The sequence below is a fragment of the Endozoicomonas sp. GU-1 genome (assembly GCF_027366395.1).
Taxonomy (GTDB): Bacteria; Pseudomonadota; Gammaproteobacteria; order Pseudomonadales; family Endozoicomonadaceae; genus Endozoicomonas.
Genome location: NZ_CP114771.1, coordinates 597,136 through 614,280, shown reverse-complemented (window position 1 = coordinate 614,280; position 17,145 = coordinate 597,136). Strand labels below are relative to the sequence as shown.

The following is a 17,145-nucleotide window of genomic DNA, read 5'->3' as shown; positions in this document are numbered from 1 at the left end:
TAATGAAATATAATTATGGACAGAAGCTCTGCAGGCATCAGTGGTAAATACGCAAGATCAGATAATGCTTACAACCAACCGAACAACCATGCCCCTTCTTCAAGGCGTGGGCGATACAGGCATGCCACAGTCAGACAATGGGATCCTCCCCCCCGCACAGCCCCGGGGCGTAATGAATTTCACCAATCTTCTGCCCCATGCCCTTCTCAATATTTACCGCGTCGTTCAGTAAATCATGCTCAAGATTTTAATGCGTTCACCCAACAGGAAATAATGGATGGCCTGGTGAGTAAATCGTATCGTTTCGGTCATCGCTATGATGGGAGAGATCACGCTCTATATGCCAATTCAATTAAAAAATACACGTCAGCTGCTAAAAGACCGTTAAATCGGGTTGAACAAAGCCAGCTGATGCGTTTGCTGCAAAATTTCACAGTAACACAGAGTTGGAATTGGCGAAGCCTGACGACAACACTGCACTCATTTTCTTCAGCGGGTGTTTTTACCCCTCATAAACCCATGGATCAGCGTGTTAAGCGTACACAAGCTGCCTTACTGTCGACGCTACTGGATGCAATAATATTCAAGTGCAACCAAAAAGCTAAAGCATGGGATATTGATGCCCGGGGAATCGCCAACCTGCTTTGGGCCATGGCGAAACTGGTGGACAACGGGCTGGAGCAGACACCAGAGTTCCAAGAGGCCGTTGCCGCGCTGATGCCCCATGTAAACGCACATAAAGACCAATTTATTCCCCAGCATATCGCCAACCTGCTGTGGGCCATGGCGAAACTGGTGAACAACGGACAGGAGCGGACACCAGAGATCAACGAGACCGTGGCCGCGCTGTTGCCCCACGTGAACGCACAGAAAGACCAATTAATTCCTCAGCATATCACCATCCTGCTATGGGCCATGGCAAAACTGGTGGACAACGGGCAAGAGCGGACACCCGTGCTCAACGAGACGGTGGCCACGCTGTTGCTCCACGTGAACGCACAGAAAGACCAATTTAATGCCCAGGGGATCGCCAACCTGCTGTGGGCCATGGCAAAACTGGTGGACAACGAGCAGGAGTGGATAACTGGGTTCAAAGGGGCCGTGGCCGTGCTGTTGCCCCATGTGAACGCACAGAAAGACCAATTTATTTCTCAGGCTATCGCCAACCTGCTGTGGGCCATGGCGAAACTGGTGGACAACGGGCAGGAGCGGACACCAGAGTTCGAAGAGGCCATGGCCGCGCTGTTGGTGAATACACAGAAAGCTAACTTTAAACCACAGGAAATCACCAACCTGCTATGGGCCATGGCGAAACTGGTGGACAACGGGCAGGAGCAGACAACAGAGCTCAAAGAGGCCGTAGCCGCCCTGTTGCCCCACGTGAACGCACAGAAAGATCAATTTAATGCCCAGGATATCGCCAACCTGCTGTGGGCCATGGCGAAACTGACGAACGAAGGGCAGGAGCGGACACCAGAGCTCAAAGAGGCCGTGGCCTCGCTGTTGCCCCATGTGAATGCACAGAAAGACCAGTTTATTCCTCAGCATATCGCCAACCTGCTGTGGGCCATGGCGAAACTGGTGGATAACGGGCAAGAGCAGACACCAAGGCTCAAAGAGGCCGTGGCCGCGCTGTTGCTCCTCGTGAACATACAGAAAAACCAATTTAAGGCCCAGGGAACCGCCAACCTGTTGTGGGCCATGGCGAAACTGGTGGACAGCGGGCTGAAGCGAACACCAGGGCTCAACGAAGCCTTGGCCGCGCTGTTGCCCCAGGTGAAAGCACTGAAAGACCAATTTATTCCTCAGCATATCGCCAACCTGCTGTGGGCTATGGCGAAACTGGCGGAAAAAGGGCAAAAGCAGACACCAAGGTTCAAAGAGGCCGTGGCCGCCTTGCTACCCTGCGTGAACGCACAGAAAGCTAACTTTAAACCACAGGAAATCGCCAACCTGCTGTGGGCCATGGCGAAACTCGTGGACAACGGGCAGGAGCTGACACCGCTGCTCAAAGAGACCGTGGCCGCGCTGTTGCCACTCGTCAACAGAGCGAAAGCTAACTTTAACCCACAAGAAATCGCCAACCTGCTGTGGGCCATGGCGAAACTCGTGGACAACGGGCAGGAGCTGACACCAGGTCTCAAAGAGGCTGTGGCCGCGCTGTTATCTCACGTGACCGCACAGAAAGACCAATTTATGCCTCAGCATATCGCCAACCTGCTGTGGGCCATGGTAAAACTGATGGACAACGGTCAGGAGCGGACACCAGAGCTCAAAGAGGCCGTGGCCGTGCTATTGCCCCTCGTGAACGCACAGAAAGCTCACTTTAAACCACAGGAAATCGCCAACCTGCTGTGGGCCATGGCGAAACTGGGCGAGCTTGTAGAGCTGAATGTGGTTACCTCCACGTCCGAATCGCTTACCTACAAAATCATTGACAACCCTCAGCTCTCTCAGCAAGGCATTTTGATGTCTCTTTGGGGAGTCATGGTATTGTGTGCCAGGTTGGCTCTAGACTCTAATGCCAATAAAAATAACTTGCTTGAAAAGCACATGGATGACCTGTTTACTCGCCTGGAAAATACATCCCCGGATAATGAAGAGGATCAACACATCATTTCCATGGCCGCCAGTTGGCTTGGGAGAACGTGTCCGGTCATCCCCCATTACCAGACAAACAATTCAAAAACTCAAACCGGCTTCCGCGATCAACTCCAGTCATGCCTTCCATCTTTGCATATTGAAGAAGAAAAGAGTCTGAACTCATTACCTCCGGTTGACCTGTTACTGCCAGACCACAACATAGTGATTGAAATTCAGGGACCGTCTCATTACGTGAGTGGTGATTTCAACACCAGGAATGGTTCGACTCTGCTGAAAATCGCATTGCTGCAAAAAGCAGGATTTGAGGTCATTGAAATCCCGGTTAACCAGCTCAGGAGCCGGGATTCAATAAAACTGTATATTGATCAAATAAAGACCAGGATAAACATTTCAGAAAAATGAACTTCTCAACTACACAGCAGTCTGCTTTTTATATTTTCATGAATTAATGAAATATAATTATGGATACAAGCTCTGCCGGTATCAGTGTTAAATACGCAAGATCAGATAATGATTATAACCGACCGGGTGGCCATGCTCCTTCTTCAATGCGTGGACGATACAGACATGCCACGGTCAGGCAGTGGGATGATACCCCAGGCACTCACCTGGGGCGTAATACATTTTACCGTTCTTCTGACGCATGCCCTTCTCAACATCTACAGCGCCGTTCAGTAAACCCTGCTCAAGATTTTAATGCGCTCATCCAACCAGAAATAATGGATGATCTGGTGAGTCAATCGGATCGTTTGGGTCATCGCTATGATGGGAGAAATCACGGCTGGTATGCCAATTCAATTAAAAAATACACATCAGCTGCTAAAAGACCGTTAAATCGAGCTGAACAAAGCCAGCTGATACGTTTGCTGCAAAATTTTACCGTAACACGGCGTTGGGACTGGCGAAGCCTTACGGCCACATTTCATTCATTGACTTCAGCGGGTGTTTTTACCCCTCATAAACACCCCATGGATGAGCGTGTTAAGTGTACTCAAGCAGCCTTATTGTCGACACTACTGGATACAATCATATTCAAGTGCAACCAAAAACCTCAAGCCAGGGACATTGATGCCCGGGGAATCGCCAACCTGCTGTGGGCCATGGCGAAACTGGTAGACAACGGGCAGGCGTGGACACCAGGGCTCAAAGAGGCCGTGGCTGCGCTGCTGCCCCACGTGAATGCACAGCAAGACCAATTTATTCCTCAACATATCGCCAACCTGCTATGGGCCATGGCGAAACTGGTGGTCAACGGGCAGGAGCGGATACCAGAGTTCAAAGAAGTCGTAGCCACCCTGTTGTCCCACGTGAACGCACAGAAAGACCAATTTAATACTCAGGATATCGTCAACCTGCTGTGGGCCATAGCGAAACTGGTGGACAATGGACAGGAGCAGACAACAGGCCTCAAAGTGACAGTGGCCACGCTGTTGCCCCATGTGAACGCACAGAAAGACCACTTTATTCCTCAGCATATCGCCAACCTCCTTTGGGCCATGGCGAAACTGGTGAACAACGTACAAGAGCGAACACCAGAGTTAAACGAGACTGTGGCCGCGCTGTTGCCCCTCGTGAACGTACAGAAAAACCAATTTAAGGCCCAGGGTATCGCCAACCTGCTGTGGGCCATGGCGAAACTGGTGGACAACGGGCAGGAGCGGACCCCAGAGTTCAAAGAGGCCATGGCCGCGCTGTTGCCCCTCGTGAACGCACGAAAAGCTCACTTTAAACCACAGGAAATCGCCAACCTGCTGTGGGCCATGGTGAAACTGGTGGATAACGGGCAAGAGCAGACACCAAGGCTCAAAGAGGCCGTGGCTGCGCTGTTGCTCCTCGTGAACATTCAGAAAAACCAATTTAATGCCCAAGGGATCGCCAACCTGCTTTGGGCCATGGCGAAACTGGTGGACAACGGGCAGAAGCTGACATCAGAGCTCACAGTGGCCGTGGCCGCGCTGTTGCCCCAGGTGAAAGCACAGAAAGACCAATTTATTCCTCAGCATATCGCCAACCTGCTGTGGGCCATGGCGAAACTGGCGGACAAAGGGCAAAAGCAGACACCAAAGTTCAAAGAGGCCGTGGTCGCCCTGCTACCCTGCGTGAACGCACAGAAAGCTAACTTTAAACCACAGGAAATCGCCAACCTGCTTTGGGCCATGGCGAAACTGGTGGACAACGGGCAGGAGCTGACACCGCTGCTCAAAGAGGCCGTGGCCGCGCTATTGCCCCTCGTGAACGCACGGAAAGCTCACTTTAAAGCACAGGAAATCGCCAACCTGCTGTGGGCCATGGCGAAACTCGTGGACAACGGGCAGGAGCAGACACCAGAGTTCAAAGAGGCTGTGGCCGCGCTGTTATCACACGTGAACGCACAGAAAGACCAATTTATTCCTCAGCATATCGCCAACCTGCTGTGGGCCATGGTAAAACTGATGGACAACGGCCAGGAGCGGACACCAGAGCTCAAAGAGGCCGTGGCCGCGCTATTGCTCCTCGTGAACGCACGGAAAGCTCACTTTAAACCACAGGAAATCGCCAACCTGCTGTGGGCCATGGCGAAACTGGGTGAGCTTGTAGAGCTGAACGTGGTTAAATCCACATTCGAATCTCTTGTCTATCGAGTCAGTGAAAAACCTCAGCTCTCTCAGCAAGGCATATTGATGTCTCTCTGGGGAGTCATGGTATGCTGTGCCAGGTTGTCTCTAGACTCTAATGCCAATAAAAATAACTTGCTTGAAAAGCACATGGATGACCTCTTTACCCGCCTGGAAAATACACCTCCGGATAATGAAGAGGATCAACGCATCATTTCCATGTCCGCAAGTTGGCTTGGGAGAACGTGTCCGGTCATCCCTCATTACCAGACAAACATTTCAAAACCTCAAACCGACTTCCGCGATCAACTCCAGTCATGCCTTCCATCTTTGAATATTGAAGAAGAAAAGAGTCTGAACTCATTACCTCCGGTTGACCTGCTCCTGCCAGAACACAACATGGTAATTGAAATTCAGGGACCGTCTCATTACGTGGGTGGTGATTTCAACACCAGGAATGGTTCGACTCTACTGAAAATCGCACTGCTGCAAAAAGCAGGATTTGAGGTCATTGAAATCCCGGTTAGCCAGCTCAGGAGCCGGGATTCAATAAAACTATATATTGATCAAATAAAGACCAGGATAGACATCCCGCCACAGGGTCATGGCTCTGTATTACTGAAAAGCGGGTCGGCCGATGAGAAATACGGCACTGCTTATATATAAACATTTCAGCAAAATGAACTTCTGAACCGCACAGCAGTCTGCTTTTTATATTTGCATGAATTAATGAAATATAATTATGGACAGAAGCTCTGCCGGTATCAGTAGTCAATACGCAAGATCCGATAATAATCATAACCGGCCGGGTGGTCGTGCTGCTGCTTCGAGGCGTGGACGATACCGACAGGCCACGGTCAGGCAGTGGGATGATAGCCCACGCAATAATCCGGGGCGTACTACATTTTACCGTTCTTCTGACGCATGCCCTTCTCAACATCTACAGCGCCGCTCAGTTAATCCTGCTCAAGATTTTAATGCGCTCATCAAACAGGAAATAATGGATGATCTGGTGAGTCAATCGGATTATTTCGGTCATCGCTATGATGGGAGACATCACGGTCTGTATGCTGATTCAATTAAAAGATATACATCAGCTGCTAAAAGACCGTTAAATCGAGCGGAACAAAGCCAGCTGATACATTTGCTGCAAAATTTTACCATAACACGGCGTTGGGACTGGCGAAGCCTTACGACAACACTCCATTCATTGACTTCAGCGGGCTTTTTTACCCCTCATAAACCCCTGGATGAGCGGGTCAACCTAACTCAAGATTCCTTATTGTCAACACTACTTGATGCAATCATATTCAAGTGCAACCAAAAACCTCAAGCCAGGGACATTGATGCCCGGGGAATCGCCAACCAGCTGTGGGCCATGGCAAAACTGGTAGACAACGGGCAGGAGTGGACACCAGGGCTCAAAGAGGCCGTGGCCGCGCTGATGCCCCACGTGAACGCACAGAAAGACCAATTTATTCCTCAGCAGATCGCCAACCTGCTGTGGGCCATGGCGAAACTGGTGGTCAACGGGCAGAAGCAGACACCAGAGCTCAACGAGGCCCTCGCCGTACTGTTGCCCCACGTGAACGCACAGAAAGCTAACTTTAAGCCACAGGAAACTGCCAACCTGCTGTCGGCCATGGCAAAACTGGTGGACAACGGGCTGGAGCAGACACCAGGGCTCAAAAAGGCCTTAGCCGTGCTGTTGCCACGCGTGAACGCACAGAAAAGCCAATTTGATGCCCAGCATATCGCCAACCTGCTTTGGGCCATGGCAAAACTGGTGGACAACAGGCTGGAGCAGATACCAGGTCTGAAAGAGGCCGTGTCCGTGCTGTTGCCCTTTGTGAACACACAAAAAGCTAACTTTAAGCCACAGGAAACTGCCAACCTGCTGTGGGCCATGGCGAAACTGGTGGACAACGGGCTGCACCAGACACCAGGGCTCAAAGAGGCCTTAGCCGTATTGTTGCCCCACATGAACGCACAGAAAGTCCAATTTAATGCCCAGGATATTGCCAACCTGCTGTGGGCCATGGCGAAACTGGTGGACAACGGGCTGGAGCAGATACCAGGGCTTAAAGAGGCCTCAGGCGCATTGTTGCCCCACGTGAATACACAGAACGCTAACTTTATACCACAAGGTATCGTCAACCTGCTGTGGGCCATAGCGAAACTGGTGGACAACGGGCAGGAGCAGACACCCGGGCTCAAAGCGGCCGTAGCCACGCTGCTGCCCCACGTGAAAGCACTGAAAGCAAACTTTAAACCCCAGGAAATCGCCAACCTGCTGTGGGCCATGGCGAAACTGGTGGACAACGGGCAGGCGCAGACACCAGAACTCAAAGAAACCGTGGTCTTGCTGTTGCACCACGTGAACGCACAGAAAGACCAATTCAATGCCCAGGATATCGCCAATCTGCTGTGGGCCATGGCGAAACTGGTGGTCAGAGGGCTGGAGCAGGTACCAGGGCTCAACGAGGCCGTGGCCGCGCTGTTGCCCCATGTGAACGCACAGAAAGACCAATTTAATGCCCAGCATATCGCCAGCCTGCTGTGGTCCATGGCGAAACTGGGTGAACTCGTTGAACTGAATATGGTTAGAACCACGTCTGAACATCTTGTCTGCCAAATCAGTCAATACCTTCAGTTATCTCAGCAAGATATATCGTTGTCTCTCTGGGGAGTATTGGTATGCTGTGCCAGGCTGTCTCCAGAGGCCAATGCCAATAAAAATTACTTGCTTGAAAAGCACATGGATGGCCTGTTTACCCGCCTCGAAAATGCATCCCCAAACAATGAAGAGGAACAATCCCTCATTGCCATGGCCGCAAGCTGGCTTGGCAGAGCATGTCCGATCGTCCCCCATTACCAGACAAACATTTCAAAACTTCAGGCCGCCTTTCGCAATCAACTTCAATCATGCATTCCCTCTTTAAAGATTGCAGCAGAAAGGAGTCTGAACTCATTACCTCCGGTTGATCTGCTACTGCCAGACCACAATATTATTATTGAAATTCAGGGACCCTCTCATTACGTGTGTGGTGATTTCAAAACCAGGAATGGTTCGACTCTACTGAAAATTGCACTGCTGCAAAAAGCAGGATTTGAGGTCATTGAAATCCCGACTAATACCTTTTTGAACCCGGATTCAATAAAACGATGTATTGATGAAATAAAGACCAGGGTCGACATCCCGCCTCAGGGCCATGGCTCTGTATCACATAAAATCGGATGGGCAGATGTGGCAAACGTTACCGCCGAAGAGCATTCAGAAAAGCAAACAGGCAAACCCAAAAAAAGAACAAGGAAGAGGAAAAAAAAGCCAATAACCTCTTCCCTTTCGCCATGACTCAAGAACTGTGTTCATATTCCGGTGATAAACATTTCAGCAAAATGAACTTCTGAACCGCACAGCAGTCTGCTTTTTATGTTTCCATGAATTAATGAAATATAATTATGGACGGAAGCTCTGCCGGTATCAGTGGTCAATACGCAAGATCCGATAATAATCATAACCGACCGGGTGGCCGTGCTGCTGCTGCGAGGCGTGGACGATACCGACAGGCCACGGTCAGGCTGTGGGATGATACCCCATGCACTAACCCTGGGCGTAAGACATTTTACCGTTCTTCTGACGCACGCCCTTCTCAACATCTACAGCGCCGTTCAGTTAACCCTGCTCAAGATTTTAACGCGCTCATCAAACCAGAAATAATGGCTGACCTGGTGAGTAAATCTTATCGTTTCGGTGATCGCTACGATGGGAGACATCACGGTCAGTATGCTGATTCAATTAAAAGATACACATCAGCTGCTAAAAGACCGTTAAATCAAGCTGAACAAAGCCAGCTGATACGTTTGCTGCAAAATTTTACCATAACACGGCGTTGGGACTGGCGCAGCCTTACGACAACACTCCATTCATTGACTTCAGCGGGTTTTTTTACCCCTCATAACCCCATGGATGAGCGTGTCAAGCTAACTCAAGCTTACTTATTGTCAACACAACTTGATGCCATCATATTCAAGTGCAACCAAAAACCTCAAGCCAGGGACATTGATGCCTGGGGAATCTCCAACCAGCTGTGGGCCATGGCAAAACTGGTAGACAACGGGCAGAAGTGGACACCAGGATTCAAAGCGACAGTGGCCGCGCTGTTGCCCCACGTGAACGCACAGAAAGTCCAATTTATTCCTCAGCAGATCGCCAACATGCTGTGGGCCATGGCGAAACTGGTAGTCAACGGGCAGAAGCTGACACCAGACCTCAACGAGACCTTGGCCATACTTTTGTCCCACTTGAACGCACAGAAAGCTAACTTTAAGCCACAGGAAAATGCCAACCTGCTGTCGGCCATGGCAAAACTGGTGGACAACGGGCTGGAGCAGACACCAGGGCTCAAGGAGGCCTTAGTCGTGCTGTTGCCAAACGTGAATGCACAGAAAGACCAATTTGATGCCCAGCATATCGCCAACATGCTATGGGCCATGGCGAAACTGGTGGACAACAGGCTGGAGCAGATACCAGGTCTGAAAGAGGCCGTGGCCGTGCTGTTGCCCCTTGTGAACGCACAAAAAGCTAACTTTAAGCCACAGGAAACTGCCAACCTGCTGTGGGCCATGGCGAAACTGGTGGACAAAAGGCTGGAGCAGACACCAGGGCTCAAAGAGGCCTTAGCCGTGTTGTTGCCCCACATGAACGCACAGAAAGTCCAATTTAATGCCCAGGATATCGCCAACCTGCTGTGGGCCATGGCGAAACTGGTGGACAACGGGCTGGAGATACCAGGGCTCAAAGAGGCCTCAGGCGCATTGTTGCCCCACGTGAATACACAGAACGCTAACTTTATACCACAAGGTATCGTCAACCTGCTGTGGGCCATGGCGAAACTGGTGGACAACGGTCAGGCGCAGACACCAGGGCTCAAAGCGGCCATAGCCATGCTACTGCCCCACGTGAAAGCACTGCAAGCTAACTTTAACCCCCAGGAAATCGCCAACCTGCTGTGGGCCATGGCGAAACTGGTGGACAACGGGCATGCGCAGACACCGGGGCTCAAAGCGACCATAGCCACGCTGCTGCCCCAGGTGAAAGCACTGAAAGCTAACTTTAAACCCCAGGAAATCGCCAACCTGCTGTGGGCCATGGCGAAACTGGTGGACAACGGGCAGGCGCAGACACCGGAATTCAAAGAGGCTGTGGCCGCATTGCTGCCCTACGTGAACGCACAAAAAGACCAATTTATTCCTCAGGGTATCGCCAACCTGCTGTGGGCCATGGCGAAACTGATGGTCAGAGGGCTGGAGCAGATACCAGGGCTCAACGAGACCGTGGCCGCGCTGTTGCCCCATGTGAACGCACAGAAAGACCAATTTTATGCCCAGCATATCGCCAGCCTGCTGTGGGCCATGGCGAAACTGGGTGAACTCGTTGAACTGAATGTGGTTAGATCCACGTTTGAACATCTTGTCTACCAAATCAGTAAATACCCTCAGTTATCTCAGCAAGATGTATCGATGTCTCTCTGGGGAGTATTGGTATGCTGTGCCAGACTCTGTCCAGATGCCAATGCCAATGCCAATGCCAATGCCAATAAAAACAGCTTGCTTGAAAAGCACATGGATGCCCTGTTTACTCGCCTCGAAAATTCATCCCCAAACGATGCAGAGGAACAATCCCTCATTGCCATGGCCGCAAGCTGGCTTGGCAGGGCGTGTCCCATCGTCCCCCATTACCAGACCAGCATTTCAAAACATCAAACCGACTTCCGCGATCAACTTCAATCATCTATTCCCTCTTTAAAGATTGAAGCAGAAAGGAGTCTGAACTCATTACCTCCGGTTGATCTGCTACTGCCTGACTACAATATTATTATTGAAATTCAGGGACCCTTTCATTACGTGTGTGGTGATTTCCAAACCAGGAATGGTTCGACTCTGCTGAAAATCGCACTGCTGCAAAAAGCAGGATTTGAGGTCATTGAAATCCCCACTAACACCTTTTTGAACCCGGATTCAATAAAACGATGTATTGATGAAATAAAGACCAGGCTGGACATCCCGCCACAGGCCCATGGTTCTGTATCCTATAAAATCGGGTGGGCAGATGAGGCAAACGTTACCATCGATAACGGGTGTCAATCCTCACATCACTGTTACTTAACCGGCGAAGAGCATTCAGAGAAGCAAACAGGCAAACCCAAAAAAAGAACAAGGAAGAGGAAAAAAAAGCCAATAACCTCTTCCCTTTCACCATGACTCCGGGAGGCTGACCGAGAACCGTGTTCATATTCCGGTGAAAAACATTTCAGCAAAATGAACTTCTGAACCGCACAGCAGTCTGCTTTTTATATTTCCATGAATTAATGAAATATAATTATGGACGGAAGCTCTGCCGGTATCAGTGGTCAATACGCAAGATCCGATAATAATGATAACCGGGCGGGTGGCCGTGCTGCTGCTTCAAGGCGTGGACGATACCGACAGGCCACGGTCAGGCAGTGGGATAATAACCCACGCACTAACCCGGGGCGTACTACATTTTACCGTTCTTCTGACGCACGCCCTTCTCAATATCTACAGCGCCGTTCAGTAAACCCTGCTCAAGATTTTAAGGCGCTCATCAAACCAGAAATAATGGTTGATCTGGTGAGTCAATCGGATCATTTCGGTGATCGCTATGATGGTAGAAGTCACTGCCAGTATGCCAATTCAATTAAAAAATACACATCAGCTGCGAAAAGACCGTTAAATCGAACAGAACAAAGCCAGCTGATACGTTTGCTGCAAAATTTTAACGTAACACGGCGTTGGGACTGGAGAAGCCTTACGACAACACTCCATTCATTGACTTCAGCGGGTGTTTTTACCCCTCATAAACCCATGGAGCAGCGTGTTAAGCGTGCTCAGGCTACCTTACTGTCAACACTACTTGATGCCATCATAGTCAAGTGCAACCAAAAACCTCACGCCAGATATGTTGACGCCCTGGGTGTCGCCAACCTGCTGTGGGCCATGGCAAAACTGGTGGACAACGGGCAGGAGCAAACATCAGAACTCAAAGAGACCGTGACCGCCCTGTTGCACCGAGTGAGCGCACAGAAAGCTCAATTTAATGCCCAGCATATTGCCAACTTGGTGTGGGCCATGGCGAAACTGATGGCCAACGGGCAGGAGTGGACACCAGAGCTTAAAGAGGCCGTTTCCGCACTTTTGTCCCTCGTAAACACACAGCAAGCTCACTTTAAACCACAGGAAATCGCCAACCTGCTGTGGGGCATGGCGAAACTGGTGGACAACGGGCAGAAGCAAACACCAGAACTCAAAGAGGCCGTGGCCGCGCTGTTGCCCCGGGTGAACGCACAAAAAGACCAATTTATTCCTCAGGGTATCGCCAACCTGCTGTGGGCCATGGCGAAACTGGTGGACCACGGCCATGATCAGACACCAGAGCTTAAAGGGGCTATGGCCGCGTTATTGCCCAAAGTGAACACTCAGAAAACTAACTTTAACCCACAGGAAATCGTCAACCTGCTGTGGGCCATGGCAAAACTGGCAGACAACAGGCGGAAGAAGACACCAGGTCTCAAAGAGGTCGTGGCCACGTTGTTGCCCCACGTCAACGCACAGAAAGACCAATTTAATACCCAGGGCATCACCAGCCTGCTGTGGGCCATGGCAAAACTGGTGGACAACGGGCTGGAGCTGACACCAGTGCTCAAGGAGGCCGTGGCCGTGCTGTTGCCCTCTGTGAACGCACAGAAAACTAACTTTAAGCCAAAGGAAATCGCTAACCTGCTGTGGGCCATGGCAAAACTGATGGACAACGGGCTGGAGCGGACACCAGGGCTCAACGAGGCCTTAGTTGTGCTGTTGCCCCGCGTAAACACCCAGAAAGCTCACTTTAAACCACAAGGTATCGCCAACCTGTTGTGGGCCATGGCGAAACTGGTGGACAACGGCCAGAAGCAGACACCAGGGCTCAACGAAGCCTTAGGCGCATTGTTGCCCTGCGTGAATGCACAGAAAGCTAACTTTAAACCACAAGGTATCGCCAACCTGTTGTGGGCCATGGCGAAACTGGTGGACAACGGCCAGAAGCAGACACCAGGGCTCAACGAAGCCTTAGGCGCATTGTTGCCCTGCGTGAATGCACAGAAAGACCAATTTATTCCTCAGCATATTGTCAACCTGCTGTGGGCCATGGCAAAACTGGTGGAAAACGGGCAGGCGCTGACACCTGGGCTCAAAGCAACCGTCGCTACGTTGTTGCCCCATGTGAACGCACAAAAAGACCGATTTATTCCTCAGCATATCGCCAACCTGATGTGGGCCATGGCGAAACTGGTGGACTACGGACAGGCGCTGACACCAGGGCTAAAAGCAGCCGTGGCCACGCTGCTGCCCCAAATGAAAACACTGAAAGCCAGCTTTAAAACCCAGGAAAACACCAATCTGCTGTGGGCCATAGCGAAACTGGTGGACAACGGGCAGGCGCTGACACCAGTACTCACAGAAGCCGTAGCCGCGCTGTTGCCCAACGTGAACGCACGGAAAGACCAATTTAATGCCCAGACTATCACCAACCTGCTGTGGGCCATGGCGAAACTGCTGGACAACGGGCAGGCGCTGACCCCAAGGCTCAAAGAGGCCGTGGTCGTGTTGTTGCCCCACGTGAATGCACAGAAAGACCAATTTATTCCTCAGCATATCGCCAACCTCCTGTGGGCCATAGCGAAACTGGGTGAACTCGTTGAGCTGAATTTGGTTAAATCCACGACTGAATATCTGATCTACCAAATCAGTCAATACCCTCAGTTATCTCAGCAAAATATATCGATGTCTCTCTGGGGGGTGATGGTATGCTGTGCCAGGTTGTTTCTAGACTCTAATGCCAATAAAAATAACGTGTTGGAAAAGCATCTGACTGCCCTGTTTACTCGCCTGGAAAATACCTCTCCGGATCTGGAGGATCAATCCGTTATTGCCATGGCCGCAAGCTGGCTTGGCAGAGCGTGTCCGATCGCCCCCCATTACCAGACTAACCCGTCAAAACCTCAAGCCGACTTCCGCACCCTTCTCCAATCATGCATTCCCTCTTTGCAGATTGAGGAAGAAAAAGTCTGAACGCATTACCTCCGGTTGACCTGCTACTGCCAGACCACAACATGGTGATTGAAGTTCAGGGACCGTCTCATTACGTGGGTGGTGATTTCACCACCAGAAATGGTTCGACTCTGCTGAAAATCGCACTGCTGCAAAAATCGGGATTTGAGGTCGTTGAAATCCCGACTAACACTCTTTGTAGCCCGGATTCAATAAAACGATGTATTGATCAAATAAAGAGCAGGGTGGACATCCCCCCACAGGGTCATGGCTCTGTATCACTTAAAAGCGGGTCAGCAAAATGAACTTCTGAACTGCACAGCAGTCTGCCTTTTATATTTTCATGAAGTAATGAAATATAGTTATGGATAGAAGCTCTGCTGGTATCAGTGGTCAATACGCAGGATCCGACAATAATCATAACCGACCGGGTGGCCGTGCTGCTGCTTCGAGGAGTGGACGATACCGACAGGCCACGGTCAGGCAGTGGGATGATAGCCCACGCAATAATCCGGGGCGTACTGCATTTTACCGTTCTTCTGACGCATGCCCTTCTCAACATCTACAGCGCCGTTCAGTACACCCTGCTCAAGATTTTAAGGCGCTCATCAAACCAGAAATAATGGATGACCTGGTGAGTCAATCGGATCATTTCGGTCATCGCTATGATGGGAGAAATCACAGCTGGTATGCCAGTTCAATTAAAAAATACACATTAGCTGCGAAAAGACCGTTAAATCGAGCAGAACAAAGCCAGCTGATACGTTTGCTGCAAAATTTTACCATAACACGGCGTTGGGAGTGGCGAAGCCTTACGACAACACTCCATTCATTGACTTCAGCGGGTGTTTTTACCCCTCATAAACCCATGGATCAGCGTGTTAAGCGTACTCAGGCGGCCTTACTGTCAACACTACTTGATGCCATCATATTCAAGTGCAACCAAAAACCTCACGTCAGGTATGTTGATGCCCAGGGTGTCGCCAACCTGCTGTGGGCCATGGCAAAACTGGTGGACAACGGACAGGAGCAAACATCAGAACTCAAAGAGGCCGTGGCCGCACTGTTGCCCCACGTGAACGCACAGAGATATCAGTTTATTCCTCTGCATATTGCCAACCTGCTGTGGGCCATGGCAAAACTGGTGGACAAAGGGCATCAGCAAACACCAGAACTCAAAGAGGCCGTGACCACGCTGTTGCACCGCGTGAACGCACAGAAAACCCAATTTAATGCCCAGCATATTACCAACTTGCTGTGGGCCATGGCGAAACTGATAGCCAACGGGCAGGAATGGACACCAGAGCTTAAAGAGGCCGTTTCCACACTTTTGCCCCTTGTAAACGCACTGAAAGCTAACTTCAAACCACAGGAAATCGTCAACCTGCTGTGGGCCATGGCGAAACTGGTGGACAACGGGCTGGAGCAGACATCAGGTCTCAAAAAGGCCGTGGCTGCTTTGTTGCCCCACGTGAACGCACAAAGAGCTCACTTTAAACCACAGGAAATCGCCAGCCTGCTTTGGGCCATCGCGAAACTGGTGGACAACGGGCAGGAACTGACACCCCGGCTAAAAGAGGCCGTGACCGTCCTGCTGCCCCACGTGAACGCACAGAAAACTAACTTTAAGCCACAGGAAACTGCCAACCTGCTGTGGGCCATGGCGAAACTGATGAACAACAGGCAGGAGCAGACACCAGGGCTCAAAGCGGCCGTAGCCACGCTGCTGCCCCTCGTGAAAGCACTGAAAGCCAACTTTAACCCCCGGGAAATCGCCAACCTGCTGTGGGCCATGGCGAAACTGGTGGACAACGGGCAGGCGCAGACACCAGAATTCAAAGAAGCCGTAGCCGTGCTGTTGCCCCACGTGAACGCACATAATGACGAATTAAATGCCCAGGATATCGCCATCCAGCTGTGGGCCATGGCGAAACTGGTGATCAACGGGCAGGAGCAGACGGCAGAGCTCAACGAGGCCTTGATCGTACTTTTATCCCAATTGAACGCAAGGAAAGACCAGTTTATTCCTCAGCATATCTCCCACCTGCTGTGGGCCATGGCGAAACTGGGTGAACTCGTTGAGCTGAATTTGGTTAAATCCACGACTGAATATCTGGTCTACCAAATCAGTCAATACCCTCAGTTATCTCAGCAAAATATATCGATGTCTCTCTGGGGGGGGGGGATGGTATGCTGTGCCAGGTTGTTTCTAGACTATAATGCCAATAAAAATAACGTGTTGGAAAAACATCTGGCTGTCCTGTTTTCTCGCCTGGAAAATACATCTCCGGATAATGTAGAGGATCAATCCGTTATTGCCATGGCCGCAAGCTGGCTTGGCAGAGCGTATCCGATCCCCCATTACCAGACTAACCTGTCAAAACCTCAAACCGACTTCCGCGATCAACTTCAATCATCTATTCCCACTTTAAAGATTGAAGCAGAAAGGAGTCTGAACTCATTACCTCCGGTTGATCTGCTCCTGCCAGACCACAATATTATTATTGAAATTCAGGGATCCTCTCATTACGTGTGTGGTGATTTCAAAACCAGGAATGGTTCGACTCTGCTGAAAATCGCACTGCTGAAAAAAGCAGGATTTGAGGTCATTGAAATCCCGACTAACACCTTTTTGAACCCGGATTCAATAAAACGATGTATTGATGAAATAAAGACCAGGGTGGACATCCTGCCACAGGGTCATGGCTCTGTATCATATAAAATCGGATGGGCAGATGAGGCAAACGTTACCACCGAAGAGCATTCAGAAAAGCTAACAGGCAAACCAGAAAAAAGAAAAAGGAAGAGAAAAAAAAGGCAATAAGTCGTTGGCCAA

Annotated in this window: 7 protein-coding genes; all 7 read left to right on the top strand. The window is 50.6% G+C overall.

Annotation, left to right across the window (positions count from 1 at the left end):
- Positions 1-15: 15 nt before the first annotated feature.
- The 7 genes from O3276_RS02635 to O3276_RS02605 all read left to right on the top strand — a co-directional run bounded on the left by O3276_RS02635 (position 16) and on the right by O3276_RS02605 (position 17,133).
- A complete protein-coding gene (locus tag O3276_RS02635; protein WP_269674240.1) occupies positions 16-3,006 on the top strand; it encodes an RAP domain-containing protein in 2,991 nt (996 codons plus the stop codon).
- Between the two features lie 59 nt (positions 3,007-3,065).
- Positions 3,066-5,864, top strand: a complete 2,799-nt coding sequence (locus O3276_RS02630; RefSeq protein ID WP_269674239.1) for an RAP domain-containing protein — start codon at positions 3,066-3,068, stop codon at positions 5,862-5,864.
- A gap of 76 nt (positions 5,865-5,940) precedes the next feature.
- Positions 5,941-8,553 carry an RAP domain-containing protein gene (locus tag O3276_RS02625; protein WP_269674238.1) on the top strand — a complete coding sequence of 871 codons (2,613 nt, stop codon included), beginning with the start codon at positions 5,941-5,943 and terminating at the stop codon, positions 8,551-8,553.
- A gap of 107 nt (positions 8,554-8,660) precedes the next feature.
- The gene (locus O3276_RS02620) at positions 8,661-11,462 is read left to right on the top strand and encodes an RAP domain-containing protein (RefSeq protein ID WP_269674237.1); all 2,802 of its coding nucleotides are present in this window, start codon (positions 8,661-8,663) and stop codon (positions 11,460-11,462) included.
- 120 nt (positions 11,463-11,582) lie between these two features.
- On the top strand, positions 11,583-14,330 hold the full coding sequence (locus O3276_RS02615) for a DUF1601 domain-containing protein (RefSeq protein ID WP_269674236.1): 2,748 nt from the start codon (positions 11,583-11,585) through the stop codon (positions 14,328-14,330).
- Positions 14,331-14,371: 41 nt separating this feature from the next.
- The gene (locus O3276_RS02610) at positions 14,372-14,614 is read left to right on the top strand and encodes an RAP domain-containing protein (protein ID WP_269674235.1); all 243 of its coding nucleotides are present in this window, start codon (positions 14,372-14,374) and stop codon (positions 14,612-14,614) included.
- A 59-nt stretch (positions 14,615-14,673) separates the two neighbouring features.
- Entirely contained in the window at positions 14,674-17,133 is a 2,460-nt protein-coding gene (locus O3276_RS02605) for an RAP domain-containing protein (protein ID WP_269674234.1), read from the top strand.
- Positions 17,134-17,145: the final 12 nt, after the last annotated feature.